This is a genomic window from Streptacidiphilus jeojiense (assembly GCF_000719095.1).
In the GTDB taxonomy this organism is placed as follows: Bacteria; Actinomycetota; Actinomycetes; order Streptomycetales; family Streptomycetaceae; genus Streptacidiphilus; species Streptacidiphilus jeojiensis.
The window spans coordinates 16549-38457 of sequence record NZ_JOEH01000008.1 but is presented as its reverse complement, the minus strand read 5'-3'; the positions used below and the strand labels follow the sequence as shown (position 1 = coordinate 38457).

General features: G+C 70.9%; 14 protein-coding genes. 8 read left to right on the top strand and 6 right to left on the bottom strand.

Annotated features, from left to right (window positions below; genetic code table 11):
• Window positions 1–71: 71 nt before the first annotated feature.
• Window positions 72–2729 (bottom strand): alpha-L-rhamnosidase-related protein, encoded by a 2658-nt coding sequence (locus tag IF29_RS48485; RefSeq protein WP_084713929.1) that lies wholly within the window; start codon window positions 2727–2729, stop codon window positions 72–74.
• Window positions 2730–2865: 136 nt separating this feature from the next.
• Window positions 2866–4491, bottom strand: a complete 1626-nt coding sequence (locus tag IF29_RS0111260) for a chitinase (protein WP_030252966.1) — start codon at window positions 4489–4491, stop codon at window positions 2866–2868.
• 415 nt (window positions 4492–4906) lie between these two features.
• Here IF29_RS0111260 and IF29_RS0111255 point away from each other — a divergent pair, with 415 nt between their 5' ends.
• The 7 genes from IF29_RS0111255 to IF29_RS0111225 all read left to right on the top strand — a co-directional run bounded on the left by IF29_RS0111255 (window position 4907) and on the right by IF29_RS0111225 (window position 15069).
• Window positions 4907–6856, top strand: a complete 1950-nt coding sequence (locus tag IF29_RS0111255; protein ID WP_030252965.1) for an alkyl/aryl-sulfatase — start codon at window positions 4907–4909, stop codon at window positions 6854–6856.
• Window positions 6857–7162: 306 nt separating this feature from the next.
• A complete protein-coding gene (locus IF29_RS0111250) occupies window positions 7163–7654 on the top strand; it encodes a SigE family RNA polymerase sigma factor (RefSeq protein WP_030252963.1) in 492 nt (163 codons plus the stop codon).
• Entirely contained in the window at window positions 7654–8418 is a 765-nt protein-coding gene (locus IF29_RS0111245) for a hypothetical protein (protein ID WP_030252961.1), read from the top strand. The genes IF29_RS0111250 and IF29_RS0111245 overlap by 1 nt, the downstream gene beginning before the upstream one ends.
• Window positions 8419–8711: 293 nt before the next feature.
• Window positions 8712–8933, top strand: a complete 222-nt coding sequence (locus tag IF29_RS0111240; RefSeq protein WP_030252960.1) for a hypothetical protein — start codon at window positions 8712–8714, stop codon at window positions 8931–8933.
• Window positions 8934–9122: 189 nt separating this feature from the next.
• Window positions 9123–9929 carry an HlyD family efflux transporter periplasmic adaptor subunit gene (locus tag IF29_RS0111235; RefSeq protein WP_030252958.1) on the top strand — a complete coding sequence of 269 codons (807 nt, stop codon included), beginning with the start codon at window positions 9123–9125 and terminating at the stop codon, window positions 9927–9929.
• Window positions 9926–12208, top strand: a complete 2283-nt coding sequence (locus tag IF29_RS0111230) for an NHLP family bacteriocin export ABC transporter peptidase/permease/ATPase subunit (RefSeq protein ID WP_269665001.1) — start codon at window positions 9926–9928, stop codon at window positions 12206–12208. The genes IF29_RS0111235 and IF29_RS0111230 overlap by 4 nt, the downstream gene beginning before the upstream one ends.
• On the top strand, window positions 12205–15069 hold the full coding sequence (locus tag IF29_RS0111225; protein WP_030252950.1) for an NHLP bacteriocin export ABC transporter permease/ATPase subunit: 2865 nt from the start codon (window positions 12205–12207) through the stop codon (window positions 15067–15069). Before IF29_RS0111230 ends, IF29_RS0111225 begins: the two co-directional genes overlap by 4 nt.
• A 67-nt stretch (window positions 15070–15136) precedes the next feature.
• On the opposite strand, the gene IF29_RS0111220 is transcribed toward IF29_RS0111225, so the two are convergent.
• The 4 genes from IF29_RS0111220 to IF29_RS0111205 all read right to left on the bottom strand — a co-directional run bounded on the left by IF29_RS0111220 (window position 15137) and on the right by IF29_RS0111205 (window position 20183).
• Window positions 15137–16948 carry a sensor histidine kinase gene (locus IF29_RS0111220; protein ID WP_030252948.1) on the bottom strand — a complete coding sequence of 604 codons (1812 nt, stop codon included), beginning with the start codon at window positions 16946–16948 and terminating at the stop codon, window positions 15137–15139.
• Window positions 16938–17648 (bottom strand): response regulator transcription factor, encoded by a 711-nt coding sequence (locus tag IF29_RS0111215; RefSeq protein WP_030252946.1) that lies wholly within the window; start codon window positions 17646–17648, stop codon window positions 16938–16940. Before IF29_RS0111215 ends, IF29_RS0111220 begins: the two co-directional genes overlap by 11 nt.
• A 95-nt stretch (window positions 17649–17743) precedes the next feature.
• Complete coding sequence (locus IF29_RS0111210; protein ID WP_332262531.1) at window positions 17744–19066, bottom strand: LCP family protein; 1323 nt, start codon at window positions 19064–19066, stop codon at window positions 17744–17746.
• Between the two features lie 280 nt (window positions 19067–19346).
• The gene (locus IF29_RS0111205) at window positions 19347–20183 is read right to left on the bottom strand and encodes an endonuclease/exonuclease/phosphatase family protein (RefSeq protein WP_030252942.1); all 837 of its coding nucleotides are present in this window, start codon (window positions 20181–20183) and stop codon (window positions 19347–19349) included.
• Between the two features lie 230 nt (window positions 20184–20413).
• Between IF29_RS0111205 and IF29_RS0111200 the strand changes: the two genes are divergently transcribed.
• Complete coding sequence (locus IF29_RS0111200; RefSeq protein WP_030252941.1) at window positions 20414–21892, top strand: AAA family ATPase; 1479 nt, start codon at window positions 20414–20416, stop codon at window positions 21890–21892.
• Window positions 21893–21909: the final 17 nt, after the last annotated feature.

Sequence of the window (21909 nt, the reverse complement as noted above, 5' to 3'; positions counted from 1 at the left end):
ACGGAACCGACGCGTCCGCGGCCGACCCGTGTTCGAATCGGCCGCGGACGCTGTCGGACGTCACCCTTGCGTCACTGGACGTAGCAGAGCTTGGCTGTGCCCGGGATCGGGTCGCCGAACACGCTGTTGCCGCAGGCGGTGCCGCCGGTGAGGGACTGGTAGTAGTACTGTCCGTTGGCCCCGTAGGCGACCTCGTGGGTGCCGCTGAACGAGCAGGTGCCGCTCTCGGCGGCGCAGCTGGTCCAGGTGGTGAAGGAGGGCGGGGCGCCGGTCAGGTAGCAGGACTTGACGCTGCCGGAGGCCGGATCGCCGAAGGTGGCGTTGGAGCAGGAGGCGCCGCCGGGCAGGGTGGCGTAGTTGTAGGAGCCGTTGGCTCCGTAGGCCACGGTCATGACGCCGGAGAAGGAGCAGGTGGCGTTCTCGGCAGCACACGACGTCCAGGTGTTGGAGGCCGGTGGCGGGGTCTCGGTGTAGCAGGCCTTCGCGGTGCCGGGGTCGGGGTCGCCGAAGACGCCGGTGGTGCAGGCGGTCGAGCTGCCCAGGGTGGCGTAGTTGAACCTGCCGGCGGCGCCGAAGGCCACCGTCTTGTGCCCGTCGACCGCGCAGGTGCCGTTCTCGACCGCGCACTGGGTCCAACTGCCGGGCAGGGCCTGGTACTGGGTGGGCGAGATGGTGCCGGTGGCCGGGTAGCTGACGCTGTAGGAGCCCGGTGCGACGCCGCGCAGGTAGATGTAGTCGGCGTCCTGGTCGGCGCTGGTGATGCCGGTGGTGGCGGTGAAGGAGCTGCCGTTCCAGACGGTGGCGCCGTTGACGCTCACCACGTGGTCCTGCCCGAACCGGGGGACGGCGATCACTCCGGTCGACCCGCTGTTGCTGGAGCTGTCGACCTGCATGGCGAAGCTGCCGTCGGTCGGGTGGTCGTAGCTGACGTGGATCGACTTTCCGGTCGCGACGGTCAGCGTGCCCTCGACGTGAGTGAGGTCGCCGGGGTGCGGGACCACCTGGTAGCCGACGCCGGCGGCGGCGGTCGGCGCGATGCCGAGCACGTCCGTGGTCAGGGCGCCGGTCGGCCCGGTGGACCAGCCGTGCGCCATGCTGGTGAACGAGCCCGGGTAGGCGGACAGGGTTCCGTCGGCGCCGTAGCCCTCCCAGAAGGTGCTGCCGGTGCCGATGGGCGAGTTGAGCATGTAGCCCCACTCGGAGCGGATCAGGTTCAGCGCGTTGGTGTCGTCGTCGGCGGTGAAGTGCGCGTACACCTCCATGGAGCCGGCGAACGGTGAGATGTTGCCGTTGAACTCCGGGGTCTTCGCGCCGATGCTGCTCCAGTTGCCGCGCAGGTAGGTGGCGATGCTGGTGGCCTGGGTCGCGGAGGGGACCACGCCGTACCAGACGGCCAGTGAGTTGCCGTCCTGCGGGTGCAGGGTGCTGCTGGGGTTGTCCCGGTAGGCCCCGGTGCCCGAGTCCCAGAGCCGCGCGTTGATCTGGGTGCGCAGGGCGGCGGCCTGGCTGCTGTAGCTGCTCGCCAGCGAGCTGTTGCCCTCGACCTGCGCCAACGAGGCGCCGGTGCTCAGCACGTGGTAGAGCATGGCGTTGGCCTCGATGTTCTCACCGCCCTGGTCGCCGCGGGCCCAGTCGTTGGTGCCGGTGACGTCGAGCAGTCCGTTGCCGTCGACCTTGGCGGTGATGAAGCTGACGCCGCGCTGGTACTGCGACCAGATGCTGTCGAGCCAGCCCTTGTCGGCCGTCTCCAGGTAGTAGCTCGATGTGCCGATCAGCGTCCACATGTGGTAGGTGTCGGAGCTGTAGAGGTTGAACCCCGGTCCGCCCCAAGGGAGTTCGCCGGACGACTTCTGGTCCGCATAGAGCGCGTTCAGCGAGTTGCGGGTGCCGAGGGTGTCGCCGGTGCTGACGTAGGCGGTGGGGGTGGAGATGCCCAGGTCGCCGGACCAGATGGAGCGGTCCCGCTTGGCGCCGTCCACCAGCACCTCGCTGCCCGAGCCGACCGTGCCGTTGTTCTCCCAGCCCGAGGACACCGGCGGGTAGACCCGGCCCTGGGTGGGGTCGATGGTGTTCAGCTGCACGGTGTAGGCGCCCGCGTACCAGATCCGGTTGAGCAGGTCGTCGTTGGAGTAGAAGTAGTCGGGGTAGGCGGCCGGGTCGCTGACGCCCGGCGCCGCGGTGAAGTTGAGCGAGACGCCGTTGAGGTCCACCCAGCCGGACGAGTTGAGGAAGAGGGTCAGGTAGCGGAAGCCGCCGCGGAGCTTGTCGGTGGGCATGGTGTAGCTGCCTGAGCCCGAGACGGTGGCGTAGATGGCGCCGTCGGTGCCGCCGGCGGAGTTGTCGCTGCTGGTGCCGATGTACTGGGGCGACTCGGTGAAGGCCAGCCCGACGCTCTGGCTGCTGTTGCTGGAGCCGGCGAAGTGCAGGGTGACGATGCCGCCGACCTCCTTGCCGAAGTCCAGGGTGACCGCGGAGCCCTGTCCGGTCAGCCGGGTGGACTGGCCGGACAGCAGGTTGGACGGGCTGCTGACGGTCCCGGTGGTGCTGTGGACGGAGGCCGGGGACAGGGTCCGCGAGGTGGGCGAGAGGTTGTAGGCGCTGCCCGGATCGGTCGCCGAGGCGGCGGTCGCCCGGTCGGGCGATCCGAGGGTGGGCGCGACGAGCAGGGCGGTGCAGGCGCTGACGGTCAGCGCGAGGCGGTACGCGCGATGCAGGGGGACTCGGGACATCGTCCAGCCTTCCTCATGGGGGTGGTGGACGGAGCGGGGCTCCGTCCACCAGAGGGGTTCGACGGCGACATGTAACGATTCATTGTCGGGGTGTTGCATGCCGCCGTCGGAATTGTGCGTGGGATGTGCTGCAGGGCTACTGCACGTAGCAGCTCTTGACCGTCCCCGGAATGGGGTCGCCGAATACCGAATTGCTGCACCCGGTCGCGTTGGTGACGGCCTGGTAGGAGTACTGGCCGTTGGCTCCGTAGGCGACCTCGTGGGTGCCGCTGAAGGAGCAGCTGCCGTTCTCGGCGGCGCAGCTGGTCCAGGTGGTGAAGGACGGCGGGGGTGCGATCACGTAGCAGGACTTGACGCTGCCGGAGGCGGGGTCGCCGAAGACGGAGTTGGAGCAGGTGGTGCCGCCGGGCAGGGTGGCGTAGTTGTAGGAGCCGTTGGCTCCGTAGGCCACGGTCATGACGCCAGCGAAGGAGCAGCTGCCGTTCTCGGCGGCGCAGGAGGTCCAGGTGTTGGAGGCCGGTGGGGGTGTCTCGGTGTAGCAGGCCTTGACCACGCCCGGGTCGGGGTCGCCGAAGACGCCGGTGGTGCAGGGGGTGGAGTTGCCCAGGGTGCCGTAGTTGAACTTGCCGGCGGCGCCGAAGGCCACCGTCTTGTGCCCGTCGACGGCGCAGGTGCCGTTCTCGGAGGCGCACTGGGTCCAGGTCCCGGCCAGTGCGCTGCCGGAGCCGGAGCCGCCGCCGGTGCTGCTGCCCGAGGTGAACGGCTGGAAGGCGCGGGCGAAGTCGCCGGTGCTCTGGCTGATGCCGCTGCAGGTGCCCGAGGCCGTGGTCGTTCCGGGGCAGCCGCCGTTGTCGCGGTTCTCGTCCCAGTACGACAGCAGGGCGATGCCCTTGGACGCGTCGTAGCTCTCGACGCTGGCTGCGTCGGCGAGGGTGAAGATCTCACCGGCGCTGTCGTTCTGACCGATCATCGGGGTGTTTCCGAGCTTGGCGTACGCCGCGGCCGAGGAGATGCCGAAGGCGCTGGCGACCTGGCCGGCCGCGGCGTCCACGGCCGAGTTGGCGGCGTTGCCCATCTCGACGCCGGAGGCTCCGTAGTCCATCGTCATCAGGTTGACGACGTCGGGCGTGAAGCCGTCGGCGTGCGCGTTGTTGAGCAGGCTGACCCCGTCGCCGCTGAGGCCGCCGGAGGTGGCCGGCACGGTGAAGGAGATCGACAGCGAGCGGCCGTTGGAGCTCGCCCAGGAGCGGACCTCGGCCAGGGCCTTGTCGCGGCGGTCGATGCCGGTTGAGTTGGTCAGCGAGGTCGCCTCGATGTCGAAGTCGAGGTGGGACAGGTTGAAGGTGGTGACCACCGACTCGATCTGGGCCGCCGCCGCCTCGGGGGAGGAGCAGGAGTCGCCCAGCTCGGTCAGGTTGTTGTCGGTGGTGTAGCCGCCGAAGGACACCGAGACGTCGCCGCCGACGGCGCGGAGGCTGTCGATCTCGGACTGCACGGTGCTCTGCTCGCCGATCGACCACTGACAGCCGGTGCCGTCGACGAAGGCGATGGTGAAGAACTTGGTGCCGTAGGTGTTGGCGGCCTCGGTGAGGGTCACATTGTTCGACCAGGTGTCCACGAAGGGGGCGAACACATGGGCGGGCCAGGCGTTGGGGGACGAGGCCGCGACCGCCGGGGCGGCGGTGGTGAATCCGGAGACCGCGACGGCCCCGATCACCCCCAGGGTTGATAATACGGAGACGAACTTTCTGCGTGCGGACATCTTTCCTCTTTCTTCGATGCGGGCGGACGGCATCCGACCTCCGCTCTGAATCGATTCATGAGATGATCGCCATTGGTTTAGACCAAGTGGCGTGTGAGGTATTAGAGAAGCAGCCTGGACGAGTACAGTCAAGATGTCTGGAAAGGCGGGGAGCGCGGCACCGGACCCAGGCGTCGATTGGCGCAGGTGAGGTGAGGCGCGGTCAGATCGGGAGCCGGGTGGTGGACTTCCCGGCGGCCTCGAAGGTGCTGGTGGCGGTCGGGTCCGGGCCGGTGGTGGGGTGTGTGCTGCCTGCGTGGGCGGCCGCGCCGAAACCCTTGACTTGTATTGCAGTGCGACTGCAATAGTGGGGGCCCATCACTCGGGGCACCGCCGTCGGCGGGACTCCCGTCTCTCCTCCGTGAGGCGCACACTCATGACTCCGATCAACCGGCGCGGCTTCGTCACGGCCGCCGCGGGCGCGGCCGCTGCCGCCGTCGCGCTCAACCCGCAGACCGCCCAGGCCCTGGCCCAAGCCGGACCGGGCACCGGCGGCCCCGCCGAGTCCGCCACCGACACCAGCGGTCTGCCCTACGGCGACACCAGCGACTTCGCCGACGCGGACCGGGGCTTCATCGCGGCCGTACCGGCCGGCAAGATCACCGACAGCACCGGCCGGACGGTCTGGGACCCGGGCGCCTACGCCTTCCTCACCGGGACGGCCCCGGCCGGCGCCGACCCGAGCCTGTGGCGGCAGGCCAAGCTGCTCTCCCGGCAGGGTCTCTACCAGGTCACCGACCGGATCTACCAGGTCCGCGGCCTGGACCTGTCCAATATGACCATCGTCGAGGGCGACACGGGCATCATCGTCATCGACCCGCTGATCTCGGCCGAGACCGCGGCGGCGGCCCTGGCGCTCTACCGGGCGAACCGCGGCGACCGGCAGGTCACCGCGATGATCTACACCCACCCGCACATCGACCACTTCGGCGGCTGCCGCGGCGTGCTCCCGGGCGGCGCGGGCAGCGTGCCGATCCTGGCCCCCGCCGGGTTCATGGACCATGCGGTCACCGAGAACATCTACGTCGGCACCGCCATGTCGCGCCGGGCCGCCTACATGTACGGCGCCCAACTGCCCACCGGCGCCGCCGCGCAGATCGGTTGCGGCCTGGGACTGACCGTCTCGCTGGGCACGGTGGGACTGATCGCGCCGACCCAGTACATCTCGGCCACCGGGCAGGAGGTGACCCTGGACGGGGTACGGATCCAGTTCCAGATGACCCCGGGGACCGAGTGCCAGGAGGAGATGAACTTCCTCTTCCCCGACCTCAAGGCCGTGTGCATGGCCGAGAACGCCACCCACACCATGCACAACATCATCACCCTGCGCGGCGCCGAGGTCCGCGACGCCCATGCCTGGGCCGGCTACCTCACCGAGTCCATCGGCCTGTACACCGGCAAGGCCGATGTGGCCTTCGCCTCGCACCACTGGCCCACCTGGGGCAACGACAGCATCGTCGGACTGCTGACCCACCAGCGCGACCTGTACGCCTACATGCACGACCAGACGGTGCGCCTGATCAACCAGGGCTGGACCGGCACCGAGATCGCCGAGACACTGCAGCTGCCCCCGGCCCTGGACCGGATCTGGGCCAACCGCGGCTACTACGGCTCGCTGAACCACAACGTCAAGGGCATCTACCAGCGCTACATGGGCTGGTTCGACGGCAATCCGGCGCACCTGTGGGAGCACCCGCCGGTCGAGGACGCCAAGCGCTGGGTGGACTGCCTGGGCGGCAATGCCGCGGTGCGGCGCCGGGCGGGCGAGTACGCCAGGAAGGGAGACCTGCGCTTCGCGGTCACGCTGCTGAACAAGGCGGTCTTCGCCGACCCGAGCGACACCCGGGCCAAGACCCAACTCGCCGAGCTCTACACCCGACTGGGTCAGGCCACCGAGAACGCGGTCTGGCGCAACTTCTACCTGGCCGGCGCGCAGGAGCTGACCGCCGGGATCAGGACCGCCACCGGCTCCACCATCGGCCCCGACATGTACCTCTCGCTCACCGTCGGCCAGTTGATCGACGGCATCGCGGTCCGGCTGAACGGCCCCAGGGCCTGGGACGCGGCGCTGCAGATCGACTGGCTGGTCGCCGGCGTCTTCTGGCACCTGCGCCTCGCCCACGGCGTGCTCACCTGGACCACCGACACCACCGCGAACCCGGACGCCGGGCTGACCATGACGATGACCAAGGTCCAACTGCTGGCCCTGCTGGCCGGCAAGGGCAGCACCGGAATCACCATGACCGGCGACTCCACCCTGATCGCCCGGCTCTTCGCACTGCTGGACACCCCGAACCAGAACTTCGCCATCGTCACCCCGGACTGACCGGTCGATATCGACTTGCCCCCGGCGATAGCGGCCCTCGTCGGCCTGGTCGTGCTTCAGGGGTCGCTGCGCTGGTCGTGTGACCCAGGTCACCAAGAAATCGGGGCGGGGCATGTAACCGGGGCGGTGTCGGGCTGCGTAGAGGGCTTGGATCGTGCCTCGGTCCGGCAGGATGTTCGGATCGCGGCCCGGGGGAGCGAGGACGTGGTGGAAGCAGTGCGCAGCCGGTGTGGCTGCGCCCGGTAGTCGGTGTCCCGCGTACGGCGGGAAGGGCCGGATGCCGCCGGAGCAGGGAGCGGGAGCCGCTTGTCGCCTGACGAGTTCGACGAGTTCTACGCCGGCAGCTGGTCGCGGCTGGTCGGTCAGCTGTACGCGATGACCGGGAACCTGGCCGAGGCGCAGGACGTGGTCCAGGAGGCCTTCGTCCGGGCCTGGCGCGGGCGCGAGGAGCTGTCCGGGGCGCAGGCGCCGGAGGCCTGGGTGCGAACGGTGGCCTGGCGGCTGGCGGTGAGCAGATGGCGGCGGGCCCGCAGCTCGCTGCTGGCGGTGTTCCGGCACGGCGCCCTGCCGGACGCCCCGGGCCCGGGACCGGAGTACGCAGCGCTGGTGGCAGCGCTGCGCAAGATATCGGAGGAGCAGCGTCGAGTGGTTGTCCTGCACTACCTGTGCGATCTGCCGGTGGCCGAGGTCGCCCGGGAGACCGGGGCGCCGGAGGGCACCGTGAAGGTCCGGCTGTCACGGGCCAGGGCGGCTCTGGCCAAGCATCTGTCCGATGACCTGATGGAAATGTCAGCGTGATGAGCGAACGCAATGAGCGCCTCCGGGAGTCGCTGCGCGGCCTCGCGGCGACCGCCGCAGGTGAACCGCCGCTGAGTGGGGCCGAGTTGCGCCGCCGGGCGGAGCGGCGCCGGCGGCCCTGGGTGCTGGGCGCGCCGGCCCTGGCGCTGTCGGGGCTGCTGGTCGGCGGCACGGCTTTCGCGATCTCCGGAGCCCTCGGCTCCGGCCCGCAGCGGGTTCCCACGGTGTCCGCCGTGATCCCGACCACGTCCGCACCGGGGACGGCACCCGCCGCGCCGCGGACCACCGGGCCGGCGGAGTCGAGGCCGTCGCCGACCCCGAGCAGCGCCCCGGACGTGGCCGCCTCCACCGCCGCCGCCCCGATCAGGCCGAGCGGACCCTCGACCGCCGCCACCTCGGCGTCGTCGGACCCCGGCCAGGTGCTGGGCTGCGCGGTGGCCCGGACCGGGGAGACCCTGGAGCGGGTGCAGTCGCTCCAGCTGCCGGCCGGTCTCACCCCGGGCGTGGACGCACTGCTGTACGCGGTTCCGGTCGACTGCGTGCGCGGACAGCTGGTACCGAGCGGGGCGGTGCAGTTGCTCCAGGTGCTCCCGGACGCGGTGGTCACCACCACGGCCCCGCTGAGCGCGGGCACCGGTTCGTCGGTGAACACGCTCACGGGCCTGGCGGCCGGTCTGGTGCTCCACCCCGAGCAGCTGTTCGGCATCGGCCGGGACGCCCAGGGCCGGGTGGACCGGCTCGACCAGATCGCCACCGGGAGCTGACCCGTGATCGGTGCCGGAGCGGGTTACCGGAAATGTGTGAAGATGCCGTCACAATTCCGTGGGGAATAGTGGACGGTATTGCTGTCGGGTCCGGAAATGTTCACGGAATATCCGACAGGCTGACTGGACGAACCATCCTTTGTCATGATTGGATCAATCCATCGGCGGAAGTCGCAAGGACTGGCCCCCGATATTCGGGGTCCAGGCAACCGTTGAAGCGGCCGGCCTGGCGTCCTCCAGATCCGGCCGAAACAATTCGGCAGTACCCACAGCAGTGAAGGGAAACAAAAGCCATGCGTAAGGACTTCACGCCGCAGGTCGAGACCCGCGAGATCTCCGACAGCGACCTGGACAGCGTCTCCGGCGGCGTCGGCATCCTCGGGCTCGACGTCTCCGGCGTCACCTCGCCCGTCCTCGGTGCCACCGAGTCCCTGCTGCCGAGCGGCGTCGGCCAGACGCTCTCGCAGGTCACCAGCCTGGTCCCGGGTCAGGTCACCGGGCTCGCGGGCCTCTGACCGTCGGCAGCCAGTCTCCGACGTCGGGGGTCGCCCCGGACTTCACGGTCCGGAGCACATGAGCGGCGACGGGCCCCGGGATTCCTCGGGCCGGGGCCCGTCGCCGTTCGACAGAAGTGATGGACATCGTGTGGTGCGGTCGGGTGCAAAAATGCCCGACCGCTACCGGTGCATTCAAAGGAATGGTTTGTGCAATTCCGCCAGAAGGCGCTTTCGAAGCTGCAGTCGCCCGAGGAGCTCGACGTACCTGTGCATTTGGCGCGGCCGCAGGGCAGGCTGGTTCTGACGGTCACCGTGCTGGTTATGGCGGTGGCCGGGTTCTGGGCCGTCACCGGTTCGGTCTCGTCCAAAATAGCTGCGCCCGGAATTCTGACGTTCGCACAGGGGAGTTACACCCTGCAGAGCCCGTTCGCGGGACAGGTCACCGCCGTGTTCGCCGCCCAGGGGGACACGCTGGCCGCCGGGGCGCCGTTGCTGAGCCTGCGCACCGACGCGAAGGTCCAGACGGTGCGCACGGTGGCCGCGGGCCGGGTGACGGCCCTGGCGGCGGGAATCGGCGCCGTCGTCGCCGTGGGGGCGGACCTGGCCACCCTGGAGCGGATCAACAGCCCCGAGGACCCGCTGGTGGCGGTGCTGTACGCGTCCAGCGGCGGGGCGTCGACGATCCCGGTGGGCGCCGCCGTCGAACTGACGCTGCAGTCGGTGCCCGCGCAGCGCTACGGCACGCTGCGCGGACGCGTGCTGGCGGTCGGCCGGGTGCCGCAGACCCAGCAGCAGATCAGTGCCTTCCTCGGCGACGGCCAACTGGGCGCGCAGTTCTCGGCCCAGGGCCAACCGGTGGCCGTCATGGTCCAGTTGGACCGCTCCACGGGGACGAAGTCCGGGTACGCCTGGTCCTCGGCGCAGGGCCCCCCGTACGCGGTCGAGTCCACCACCCTGGTCGGCGGCTCCATCCAGCTGGCCGCCCAGCATCCGATCGATTGGGTCCTTCCGTGACCGCGCACCACGACCCGGCCGCGACGGAGCCGATGCCGCTCCGCGAGCGCGAGCGCGGGAGACACCGCCCCGACCAGAACCAGAACCGGGGCGCGGGGCGGGGCCGGCGCCAGCCCCGGGGCCGCAGGCCGAGGGCGGTGCGCAGCCCCACCGTCCTGCAGATGGAGGCCGTGGAGTGCGGCGCCGCGGCGCTGGCGATGGTGCTCGGCCACCACGGTCGGCATGTGCCGCTGGAGGAACTGCGGATCGCCTGCGGGGTGTCCCGCGACGGCTCCCGGGCCAGCAGCGTGCTCAAGGCGGCGCGTGGCTACGGCCTGGCGGCCAAGGGCATGCAGATGGAACCGACCGCGCTGGCGCAGGTGCAGGCCCCGGCGGTGCTGTTCTGGGAGTTCAACCATTTCGTCGTCTACGACGGCACGGTGCGTCGCCTGGGCCGCCGCGGCGTTCGCATCAACGATCCGGCCCGGGGCCGTCGCTTCGTCACGCCGGAGGACTTCGACTCCAGCTTCACGGGTGTGGTGCTGACCTTCGAGCCCGGCGCGGGCTTCCGTCGGGCCGGTCGCCGCCCCGGCCTGCTCCGCGCCCTGCCGGCCCGGCTGCGCGGCACCTCGGGCACCATGCTGGCCGCCCTGCTCGCCAGCTTCCTGCTGGTGGTCGTCGGCGCGGTGCTCCCGGCCCTGAGCCGCACCTACATCGACCTGTTCCTGATCGGTGATCAGACCTCGCTGCTGCCGGTGCTCTTCGCCGCGATGGCGGCCATGGTGGCGCTGACCGCCGGGCTGACCGCGCTGCAGCAGGCCAACCTGCTGCGCGGGCGCATGATCTCGTCCACGCTGAGCAGCGCGCGGTTCCTGCGGCACCTGCTCAGGCTGCCGGTCACCTTCTTCAGCCAGCGCAACCCGGCCGAGCTGGTCCAGCGGCTGCAGTCCAACGACACCGTGGCCGAGACCCTGGCCAGGGACCTCGCCGCCACCGGGGTGGACGCCGTGGTCGTGGTCCTCTACGCGCTGCTGCTGTGGACCTACGATCCGCAGCTGACGGTGCTCGGGGTGCTGATCGCGCTGCTCAACGTGGTGGCGCTGCGGGTGGTGGTGCGCATCCGCGGCACCGGTGTGCAGAAGCTGCGCGCGGACGGCGCCCGGCTGACCAACACCTCCTACAGCGGTCTGCAGCTGATCGAGACGATGAAGGCCACCGGCGGCGAGAACGGCTACTTCCGCCGCTGGGCCGGCCAGCACGCGCTCACCCTGGACGGGCAGCAGCGGCTCGGCGTGCCGAGTGCGGCGCTGGCCGTGGTCGCCCCCGCGCTGGCAGCCCTCAACAGCGCGCTGATCCTGCTGATCGGCGGTCAGCGGGCTGCGGACGGCGGTATCTCGATCGGGCTGCTGGTGGCCTTCCAGGCGCTGGTGACCAGTTTCACCGGGCCGGTCACCCGGCTGAACGGCGTCGCCGGCCGGGTCCAGGACTTCGCGGCGGACATGGCCAGGCTCAGGGACGTGGAGAGCTTCCCGGTGGACCCGCTGTTCGCCCGGCCCGAACCGGCCGCGAGCACCCGCAGGCTCAGCGGGCACGTGGAGCTGGACCGGGTCACCTTCGGCTACAGCCCGCTCGACAAGCCGCTGCTCACCGACTTCTCGCTGTCGGTGGGCCCCGGCCGGCAGGTCGCCCTGGTCGGCGGGTCCGGCAGTGGCAAGTCGACCGTGTCCCGGCTGATCTCCGGCCTCTACCGGCCCTGGGAGGGCGAGATCCGGATCGACGGGCGGCGGTTGGCGGAGATCCCGCGCGGCTCGCTGTCCGCCTCGGTCTCCTTCGTCGACCAGGACGTGTTCCTCTTCGAGGGCACGGTCCGCGACAATGTGGCGCTGTGGGACCCGTCGGTGTCGGACCAGGCGGTCTTCGCCGCGCTCCGGGACGCCGCGGTCCACGACACCGTGTCCAGGCGACCGGGCGGCATCCACGGCCGGGTGGAGCAGGACGGCCGCAACTTCTCCGGCGGCCAGCGGCAACGGCTGGAGATCGCCCGGGCCCTGGTGCGCGGGCCCAGCGTGCTGGTCCTGGACGAGGTGACCAGCGCCCTGGACGCGGAGACCGAGCGGGTGATCATCGACAACATCCGGCGGCGCGGCTGCGCCTGCGTGGTGATCGCGCACCGGCTGAGCACGGTGCGCGACAGCGACGAGATCGTCGTCCTGGACCACGGGACCGTGGTCGAACGCGGGCGCCACGAGGAACTGGTCGCCGCTGCGGGGCGGTACGCCGAACTGGTGCGTGAGCATTGATCCCCGGGGAGCTGACCCTGCCCGGCGACCTGGTGGTCGGCGCCCTGGGCGGGCTCGGCGATCCGGTCGACTGCGCCAACCTGCGCAGCCTGTCGCTGGAGCGGCCCGACGTGCTCTGGCTGGTGGCGGCCGGCGGCATGGACCTGTTCGCCGTCGACGCCGCCGAGCAGGGCCGCTGGCACTTCCTCGGCCGGCTCGACACCGGGGCCCTGCTGCTCGGCCCGGTCGAGGGACCCCGGCACACGCTGGTCGGCAGGCCGCTGCAGGGCTGTGTGCTGCAGCGGATCCAGCTCCGTGAACTGCTGCGCCCCGACCAGTACTACTACGTCGAACAGGTACTCAGCCCGCTGGAGGACGCGTTCGCCCGGGGGCTGGGGCGGAGCCTGCGCGCGGTGTTCGAGACGACCGTGGACGGGGCGGCACCGGACGGCGCGGTGCCGGCGGGGCCCGACGAGTCCTCCGACGACGGCATCCTGTGGACGCCGGTGGACCCGGGCAGCGTGCAGTACGGCGCGGCCTACAGCGCGGAGATGGCCAGGGACCTGCTGGTCGACGGGGCGCTGTGGCAGCGGCTGGTCGACCAGCAGACCCGGCTGATGTCCGCGGTGGACCGCCGGATCGAACAGCTGGAGCGGGCGCACGAGGACCGGGCGGCGGCCGGGATGAAGGCCGGACGGACGGTCAGGGCGCAGGCCGACCGGGCGCTGCTGGACTCGATCGACACCTCCGACGCCTCGGGGCGGGCCACGGGACGACCGGCCGCAGGATCCGACGAGGCCGCCCTCGCCGTCTGCCGCACCGTCGCGGCCGCTGCCGGAATCACCGTCGCCCCGCCCCCGGCCCTGGCCCCGACGCCGCCCGGGCCCGGGCAGAGCGGCGCGCCGCCCGACCGGCTCGGTCCGGTCGAACGCATCGCGCTCAGTTCCCGGTTCCGCACCCGCACGGTCAGGCTCACCGGGCGCTGGTGGCGCGAGAACGCCGGTCCCCTGGTAGGCCACCGGGTCAGTACCGGGGCCCCGGTCGCACTGCTGTGGCGGCGCGGCGGCTACCGGGTGGTGCATCCCGGCACCGGACGGACGACCAGGGTCGGCGCCGCGAATGCGGCGGAGTTCGAGGACCGCGCGGTCATGTTCTACCGCCCGCTGCCGGAACAGCCGCTGCCCGCCTGGCGGCTGCTCCGCTTCAGCCTGCGCGGAACCCGGACCGACCTGCGGAACCTGGTCCTCGGCGGACTGGTGGCGGTGCTGCTCGGGGCGCTGGTGCCGATCGCGACCGGACAGGTCCTCGGCAGCTACGTCCCGAACGCCGAGAAGAGCCTCATCGTCCAGACCTCGCTGGCGATCGTGGCCACCACCGTGGTCTCCGCCGCCTTCATGCTGCTGGAGAACGTCTCCATCCTGCGGATGGAGGGACGCATCGAGGCCACGCTGCAACCGGCCGTCTGGGACCGGCTGCTGCGCCTGCCGACCCGCTTCTTCGCGGAGCGCTCCACCGGGGAGCTGGCCACCGCGGCGATGGGCGTCAGCGCCATCCGCCGGGTGCTGTCGGGCATCAGCTCGGTGGCGGTGCAGGCCGGCACGGTCAGCGCGGTGAACCTGGGCCTGCTGCTGTACTACAGCGTCCCGCTGGCGCTGGCGGCCCTGGCCATGGTGGCCGTCATCGGCACCGTGTTCCTGGTCCTGGGGTTGTGGCAACTGCGGTGGCAGCGGCGGTTGGTGGCGGTCAACAACAAGCTCAACAACCAGGCCTTCCAGACTCTGCGCGGCCTGCCCAAACTGCGCGTTGCCGCAGCCGAGGAGTTCGCCTACGCCGCCTGGGCGGGCCGGTTCGCCCGCAGCCGCGAACTGCAGCGCCGGGTGGGCCGGATCAAGAACCTGATCACCGTCCTCAATGCGCTCTACCTGCCGCTGTGCACGCTGGTGATGTACATGCTGCTCGCGGGCCCGGCCCGGGGGACCCTCTCGGCGAGCAGCTTCCTCACCTTCAGCACCGCCGTGACCATGGCGCTGACCTCGGTCACCCAGCTCACCGGCGTGCTGCTGTCCGCCGCCTCGGTGCTGCCGCTGTACGAGCAGATCAGGCCGGTGCTGGACGAGGTCCCCGAGGTGGGCGGCGGGAGCATCGCGCCCGGCGTGCTGTCCGGCGCGATCGAGGTCGCCCAGCTGTCGTTCCGCTACTCCGAGGACGGGCCGCTGGTGCTCGACGACGTCTCCTTCCAGGTGCAGCCGGGCGAGTTCGTGGCGATTGTGGGGGCCAGCGGCTGCGGCAAGTCGACCCTGCTGCGGCTGCTCATCGGCTTCGACCGGCCGACCTCCGGCAGCGTGCGCTACGACGGCCAGGAACTGGCCGCCCTGGACCGCACCGCGGTGCGGCGTCAGTGCGGGGTGGTGCTGCAGAACGCCCAGCCGTTCACCGGCTCGATCCTGGACTGCATCTGCGGCGCCGAGACCTTCTCACTGGAGGAGGCCTGGGAGGCCGCCGAGATGGCAGGCCTGGCCGAGGACATCAAGCGGATGCCGATGGGCATGCACACCGTGCTCTCCGACGGCGGCGGCACCGTCTCCGGCGGGCAGCGACAGCGGCTGATGATCGCTCAGGCGCTGATCCGCCGTCCGCGCATCCTCTTCTTCGACGAGGCCACCAGCGCCCTGGACAACCGGACCCAGCGGGTGGTGACGGAGAGCACCCGCGCACTGCGCGCCACCCGGGTGGTGATCGCCCACCGGCTGTCCACGGTGCTGGACGCCGACCGGGTGCTGGTGATGTCGGAGGGCCGGGTGGTCCAGCAGGGACCGCCGGCCGAGCTGCTCGCCGACGCAGGCAGCCCGTTCCACGAACTGGTCCGCCGTCAGATCCGCTGACTCGGGCGTGCTGGGCCTCGGTCCTGCTGGGGGCTCAGTCGGGCTGGGACCTCAGTCGTGCTGGGCCTCAGTCCTTCTGGGCGGGCAGGCGCAGGGTGAACACCGAGCCCTTGCCCACGGTGCTGTCCACGGAGACCGTCCCGCCATGGGCCCGGACCAGCTGGCGCACGATCGCCAGCCCCAGGCCGCTGCCGCCGGTCTGCCGGCTGCGGGACTTCTCCGCGCGCCAGAAGCGCTCGAAGACGTGCGGCAGGTTCTCGGGGCTGATGCCGTCACCGGTGTCGCCGACCTCGATCAGCGCCTCCGGTCCGTCCCGCCGGGCGCCGACGGTCACGCTGCCGCCGGCGGGGGTGTGCCGGATCCCGTTGGACACCAGGTTGCCGACCGCCTGGCGCAGCCGCAACGGATCGGCCACCAGCCCGGGGTCGCCCTCGGTACGGGTCTCCAGGGTGACGCCGGCCGCCCGGGCGGCGTCCTGGTGCGCTGCCGCCACCTGTTGCAGCACCTCGCGCAGCCGGACCGGCTCGGGGTGCAGCCGGAAGGTGTCCGCGTCGGCGGCCGCCAGGTCGCGCAGGTCGTCGATGATGTGCTGCAGCAGCAGGGCCTCCTGCAGCAGAGCTGACACCAGCTCAGGATCGGGGACTGCCACGCCGTCCTGGACCGCCTCCAGCCAGCCGCGGATGTTGCTCAGCGGAGTGCGCAACTCATGGGCCACATCGCTGACCATCGCCTCGCGCTGCTGCTCGATGCGTTCGCGGCGCTGCGAGAGGTCGTTCAGCGCGGCCGCCAGGTAGCCGATCTCGTTCCGGCCCCGGACCGGCACCCGGGCGTGCGGCTCGTTGGGCCGCTGCGCCGCCTCGGCCAGCGCCCGCAGCGGGCGCACCAGCCGGGTGGCCACCAGCACGGTGACCGCCACGGTCACCGCCAGGACCAGCGCGGTCACCTCCACGATCCGGATCGTGTTGGCCCGGGACAGGTCGAACACCGAACCGGGGGTCCGGGCCGGGCTGGTGACGAAGAGCAGCGCGGCCGGGGCGACGTAGGGGGCCAGCTGCTCCCGGCGTCCGGACTCGATGCAGGTCGCGATGGACTGGGCGGCCTTGGTGGAGCTGGCCGGGCGTCCGGTCCAGGAGAAGTTCAGGTCGACCTGGACCGGCGGAATCCCCTGCCGTGCGAGACAGGGGTTGACCAGGGCGTCGAGCTGCTCCAGCGCCGTCTGCTCGCTCTGGGTGGGGAAGAGCAGCGGCTTGGCGTTGCACTTGTCCATCATCATCAGCCCGGCGTAGCCGCTGTTGGTGACGACGCTGGGCCGGCCGGCGGGACTGGTGCTGATCTGGGCGGTCAGCCCCAGATCCTCCAGGCAGCCGACCGTCTCGTCCGCTGCGTCGCGCAGCTCCGCCTGCTCCTTGCTGCTGAGCTGGAAGGGACCGGTGGCCTGGGGAGCGATCCGGCTCGCCCCGGAGCCGAGGGCCAGGGAGGGGTCCAGATTGAGCGGGTCCACGACCGCCGAGGCCTGGGCCGGGAGCGGTGCGGCAGCCGTCGGGGTGGATGCGGGCGCGGGGCTGCCCGCGGGTTGGGAGTCGGCTATGGAGGCGCGCGCGGAGGTGGTGAGGGCGATCCGGCGGCCGGTGCTGCGGGCCAGAGCGCTGACGGTCGGCCCGACGCCGTCCCAGTTGTGGTGGGTGGCGGCGAAGTCCAGCAGGGTGCTGTAGATGCTGGCGTCCTGGGACAGGGCCTGGCTCTGCTGCTGCTCGATGGCGCGGGAGGTGGACTTCACCGCCAGCCAGGCGGTCGCGGCGATCGAGCAGACCGCGACCAGCACCGAGGTTGCCAGCAGCCGCACCACCAGACTCCGGCGCAGCGGGACGCTACGGGGCACGGCGCCGACCGCCCGTTCCGTCGGTGAGCTTGTAGCCCACGCCGAACACCGTGACCAGGCGGACCGGACGGCGCGGGTCGGCCTCGATCTTCTTGCGCAGGTTCATCACGTGCATGTCGATGGTGCGCTCGGTGGTGCCGAGGTCCAGGCCGTGGATCTCCTGCAGCAGTTGGGCGCGGCTGAAGACCCGGTCCGGCTGGGCCGCCATGGCCGCCAGGATCTCGAACTCCCCGCGGGTGCACTCCACCGGCGCCGCGCCGATCCACACCCGGCGGCCGCCCGGATCGACGCCGAGGTCGCCCACGTGCAGGGCCCCGTCACCCCACGGGCTGCCGTCCCGGTTGCGGCGCAGCAGGGTGCGGACCCGGGCCATCAGCTCGCGGGGGCTGTAGGGCTTGGTCATGTAGTCGTCGGCGCCCAGGCCGAGCCCGAGCAGCAGGTCGTCCTCGCTGGTGCGGGCGGTGAGCATCAGCACCGGCACCTCGCTCTCCCGGCGCAGTGTCCGGCACAGCTCCAGGCCGTCCATGCCGGGCATCATCACGTCGAGGATGATCAGATCGGGGTGCCTGCGGCGGGCCTGCTCCAGCGCGGCGAGCCCGTCGTGGGCGACGAGGGCGGTCAGGCCCTCGTGCTCCAGATAGCGCCGGACGAGTTCGGCCTGCATCTTGTCGTCCTCGGCCACCAGGACACATGTACCCATGGGCGTGATCCTAGGCAGCCCGATCCTGGAAATCACCGGGCGGGGGAGCCGGAACCGGAATCTGACAACTATCTGACAACCTCTTCGTCCCCAGGTCAGGGTGCGCTGTCCGGGACCCCCGGACTCGCGGCGTACGCCTGGATCGGGGTCATCCCGACGCCGTTGACCTGGACGGTGTACAGATCGCCGACCTGGGCACAGGAGTTGACCTGGTCGCCGGTCTGGGCATGCGCACCGTCCAGAGCCGCACCGGCGCCGGTGGACCGGCTCGCGCGGGACGGGTTCGGCGCGGCCGATTTGGCTGCCGCGGCCTTGGCCGCTGCTGCCTCGGCGGCCGTCGTGGTGGGGGTCGTCGAGGCCATGGCACCGGCGGAGGCGGAGGGATCGGCGGAGGCCGAGGGGGAGGGGGTGGGCTTCGCCGCTGCTGCCGTCAGGGAACGGTCGTTGATGATCGCGTCGAACAGCTGCTGTGCCTTGGCGTCGACGACGACCCGGTTGGAGTCCTGCGGGTCGGCGTGGGTCTGCATGGTGGTGAGGGTGATCCGGTCCGCGGGTACCTTGCCCAGGTCCTCGCCCAGACCGATCAGCTTGGCCAGACTGCCCAGACCGGTGTCGACGGTCAGCGCCTTGGTCGCGGAGTTCGCCAGCCGCCACAGCGCGGCCGGATCGCTGAGCGTCCCCGCGGTCTTGACCTTGTCGACCATCTGCGTGATGAACACGTGCTGGGCGTAGGTGCGGCCGAGGTCGCTGCCGTCGTCGAAGCCGTGCCGGGTGCGGAGGAACTCCAGCGCCGCCGTCCCCTTCAGAGTGTGGGTGCCCTTGCTGAGCTTGAGGCCCGAGTACGGGTCGTAGACGTTGTTGTCGACGCAGACGTTCACCCCGCCCACAGCGTCGGACATACTCACGACGCCACTGAAGTCGATCATCACGAAGTGGTCGATGGGTATCCCGGTCAGCTTGTGCACCGCCGCCACCGAGCAGGCCGGGCCGTACTGCAGGGCGCTGTTGATCTGGTCGTAGGAGCCGGAGGTGTGGTCCCCGGTGGTGGGGTCGGTACAGGCCGGCAGGTCCATCATGGTGTCGCGCGGGATGCTCATCACCGTGGCGTTGCTGCGGTCCGCCGACAGGTGCACCAGCATCTCCACATCGGCGTTGGCGCCGGGCCCGCAGTCGCCGCCGATCTGGCAGTCGGCGGCGCTGTCGCGGGTGTCCGAGCCGATGAGCAGGATGTTGAGCGGGGTGTGACCGAAGGCGTCCGGTTTCTCGACGCCCAGCCCGCTGCTCCGGTGCCCGGCGTCGGCCTGGGTACCGCCCGGAGTGTCGGTGTAGAGCGAGGCGGTCCTGATGTTCCCGTTCAGGTGCTCGTAGAGGTACCCGGCACCGGCGGCCCCCAGGACCAGGATGCCGGCAGCGGACAACGAAAGGATCTTCAGCGCCTTCCTACGACCGACGCGCCGGCCCCCGCCGCCCGCTTCGACAGACCCTGCGTCATCCATGCCCGCAGCTCCATGACTTGGTTCCAGCATGGTCCGGACGCTAACGAAGAGATGTCAGAAACCGATCAGCACAGCACAGGAGCATGCAGAAGTGCTCCCCCGCTGCCGCCGGAACGAACCCTGCTGCGGCCTCTGTGACCGAAACCGGGCGGTTGGAAGTCCTCGCGGACGTGCGGGCCGACCGGTATGTCCGTATGCGGGGTCAGCTCGCCTGGATGCGGTCCGACCCCCGCAGTCTGATGCCGGGTTCGGTGCGCAGGCGGGTACGCAGCCACAGGTGGTCGGTGATCGTGGCGACCTCCTCGACGACCTCGATCGACTCGATCGCCTGCGCTGCCTGCGGGCTGGCCAGGATCCGGTCGGGGCGGTTGACCAGCTCGTGGCCGGGCCAGTGGCCGGTCGTCGGCTTTCGGCTGTCGAGGAGCTCGGCGACGTCGGAGAAGCCCGCGTCGGCCAGCCGCTGGACCGGGCGCAGGTCCGGGACGGTGCTGCCGGGAAGGGCCAGGCCGGCGCGCAGCCGGGGCGAGATGCCGGACAGGTCGGTGTCCGCGTCGGCGGTGTTGGCGTCCATGCCGAGCAGGACCAGGCCCTTGGCCGGGACGTGCTCGATCAGCTGCTCGGCCTCCAGCAGCCGCTGGGCCGGGCTGCGCGGGCTCAGGTGCGCGGAGACGACGGTCAGTTCGGTCTCCGAACCTCCGGGACCGGGGAGGGTGAGGTCCACGCGCAGCGCACCGTGGTGCCAGAGCCCGCCACTCAGGATCCTACTGGCCGTGACGGCCAGCGGTGCCCTGACGAACACGGCCACGTGCAGCCCGGTCCTGACCCGACCGAGGACCCCGCGCATCCCCAGGATCCGCTCGGCCCGGTAGAACAGCCGCCGGTCGTCGTCGGCGAACCACATGCACTCCTGGAAGCACACGACATCGGCCTGCTGGCGCCCGGCCGCGTGCATCAGGGCATCGAACCGGCCCTCGGTCCGCGAGCCGCCGAGCCCGCCGGTCAGCAGGTTCGCCGAGACAAGCGTGACCACGTTCGCCATTACGCCTCAATCCCCGGGGCTGTCGGTCTTCCGACTGCCAGCTTGCATCACGGTGGTCCGGGCGTCGGCAAAGCAGGCCGTGTCGTGGCGGGCGAGTGTGCGGTACGCGGCGTGGCGCTGCCGCGTCAGGTCTGTGCGCCGGGTGTGCGCTCGGCGGCCCGCTCCTAATGATGCACGTATGTATAATAGCTGTAGTGCTTATTGATTGCCTGGTGATGGGTGAAGGGCGCATGGACAAGCCGACGGGGATGTTCGACCGTGATTTCGAATGGAGCGAACTGGTGCGTTTCGCCTCGTACGAGGGGGCGGAGGCGACGCTGGGGGTGGTGTCGGGGCGTCGTCGGCAGGGCAAGACGTTCCTGTTGGACGGACTCTGCCGGGTGACCGATGGGTTCTTCTTCTCCGCCAGCGAAGCGACCGAGGCGGAGTCGCTGCGGCAGTTCGGAGGGGCGCTGGCGCGCTTCGAGGGGCGTCGCACGCCGTACCGCTTCGCCCACTGGGAGGAGGCGGTCGCGGAACTGATGGGCCTGGCCGTGCAGGGCGGCGCGCCGCGGGTCGTGGTGCTGGACGAGTTCCCGTTCCTGGCGAAGGCCTCGCCGGAGCTGCCCTCGTTGCTGCAGCGGGCGCTCGGGCCGCAGTCCAGGCATGAGGGGGGGCCGGTGCGACTACTGCTGTGCGGCTCCGCGCTGTCCTTCATGGGTGGCCTGCTGTCGGGCACGGCCCCGCTGCGCGGGCGCGCCAGTCTCGAACTGGTCGTGCCCACCTTGGACTTCCGTCTGGCCGCCGACTTCTGGGGGCTGACTGCGGATCCGCGTCTGGCCCTGCTGGTCAACTCGGTGGTCGGCGGCACCCCTGCGTACCGGCGCGAGTTCGTGCTCGGCGACGCGCCCTCGGACGTGGACGACTTCGGTCCCTGGGTGCTGCGCAATGTGCTCAACCCCGGACGCCCGCTGTTCCGCGAGGCCCGCTTCCTGCTCGCGGAGGAACCCGACCTGCGGGACACCGCCCTCTACCACAGCGTGCTCGCCGCTATCGCGCAGGGAAACCACACCCGCGGCGGCATCGCCGGCTTCCTGGAACGCAAGTCCACCGATCTGGGCCATGCCCTGACGGTCCTGGAAGACACCGGAATGATCGTACGGGAGCCGGACGCCTTCCACGGCAAGCGCTCCGCCTACCGCATCGCGGAACCGATCCTGACGTTCTACTACGCCTTGATGCGCCCGCAGTGGAGCGACCTGGAACGCCCCGATCAGGCCACCGCCGTATGGGAACGGGCGCAGCCCACCTTTCGCAGCCAGATCATCGGTCCGCATTTCGAGCAGGTCTGCCGCACCTGGACGCGCTGGTACGCCTCCGCCGACACCCTCGGCGGACAGCGAACCCGCGTCGAATCCGGAATCGTCCCCGACCCGGTCGCCAAGACAGGCCACGAAGTCGACGTGGTTGTCTTCGGTCGCCGTGCCGACGGCCGCGAGGTACTCCTGGCCATCGGGGAGGCGAAGTGGAACGAGACCATGGGCCTGAATCATCTTCAGCGGCTCGAGCACATCCGGGCTCTGCTGCGCTCACGTGTCAACGTGGACGCCGAGCAGACCCGTCTCCTGTGTTTCAGCGGGGCCGGCTTCACCCCGGAACTACTGAACCTCGCCGAGCGGGACCCCGGAGTCCGATTGATCGACCTGCATCGACTCTACGCAGGTGAATGAACGGAGCAGACGGGGGG

Coding starts and splice junctions, on each gene's coding strand:
- IF29_RS48485 (WP_084713929.1), bottom strand. CDS start 2,729: ATGTCCCGAGTCCCCCTGCATCGCGCGTACCGCCTCGCGCTGACCGTC.
- IF29_RS0111205 (WP_030252942.1), bottom strand. CDS start 20,183: ATGGCGAACGTGGTCACGCTTGTCTCGGCGAACCTGCTGACCGGCGGG.
- IF29_RS0111260 (WP_030252966.1), bottom strand. CDS start 4,491: ATGTCCGCACGCAGAAAGTTCGTCTCCGTATTATCAACCCTGGGGGTG.
- IF29_RS0111215 (WP_030252946.1), bottom strand. CDS start 17,648: ATGGGTACATGTGTCCTGGTGGCCGAGGACGACAAGATGCAGGCCGAA.
- IF29_RS0111255 (WP_030252965.1), top strand. CDS start 4,907: ATGACTCCGATCAACCGGCGCGGCTTCGTCACGGCCGCCGCGGGCGCG.
- IF29_RS0111245 (WP_030252961.1), top strand. CDS start 7,654: ATGAGCGAACGCAATGAGCGCCTCCGGGAGTCGCTGCGCGGCCTCGCG.
- IF29_RS0111200 (WP_030252941.1), top strand. CDS start 20,414: ATGGACAAGCCGACGGGGATGTTCGACCGTGATTTCGAATGGAGCGAA.
- IF29_RS0111240 (WP_030252960.1), top strand. CDS start 8,712: ATGCGTAAGGACTTCACGCCGCAGGTCGAGACCCGCGAGATCTCCGAC.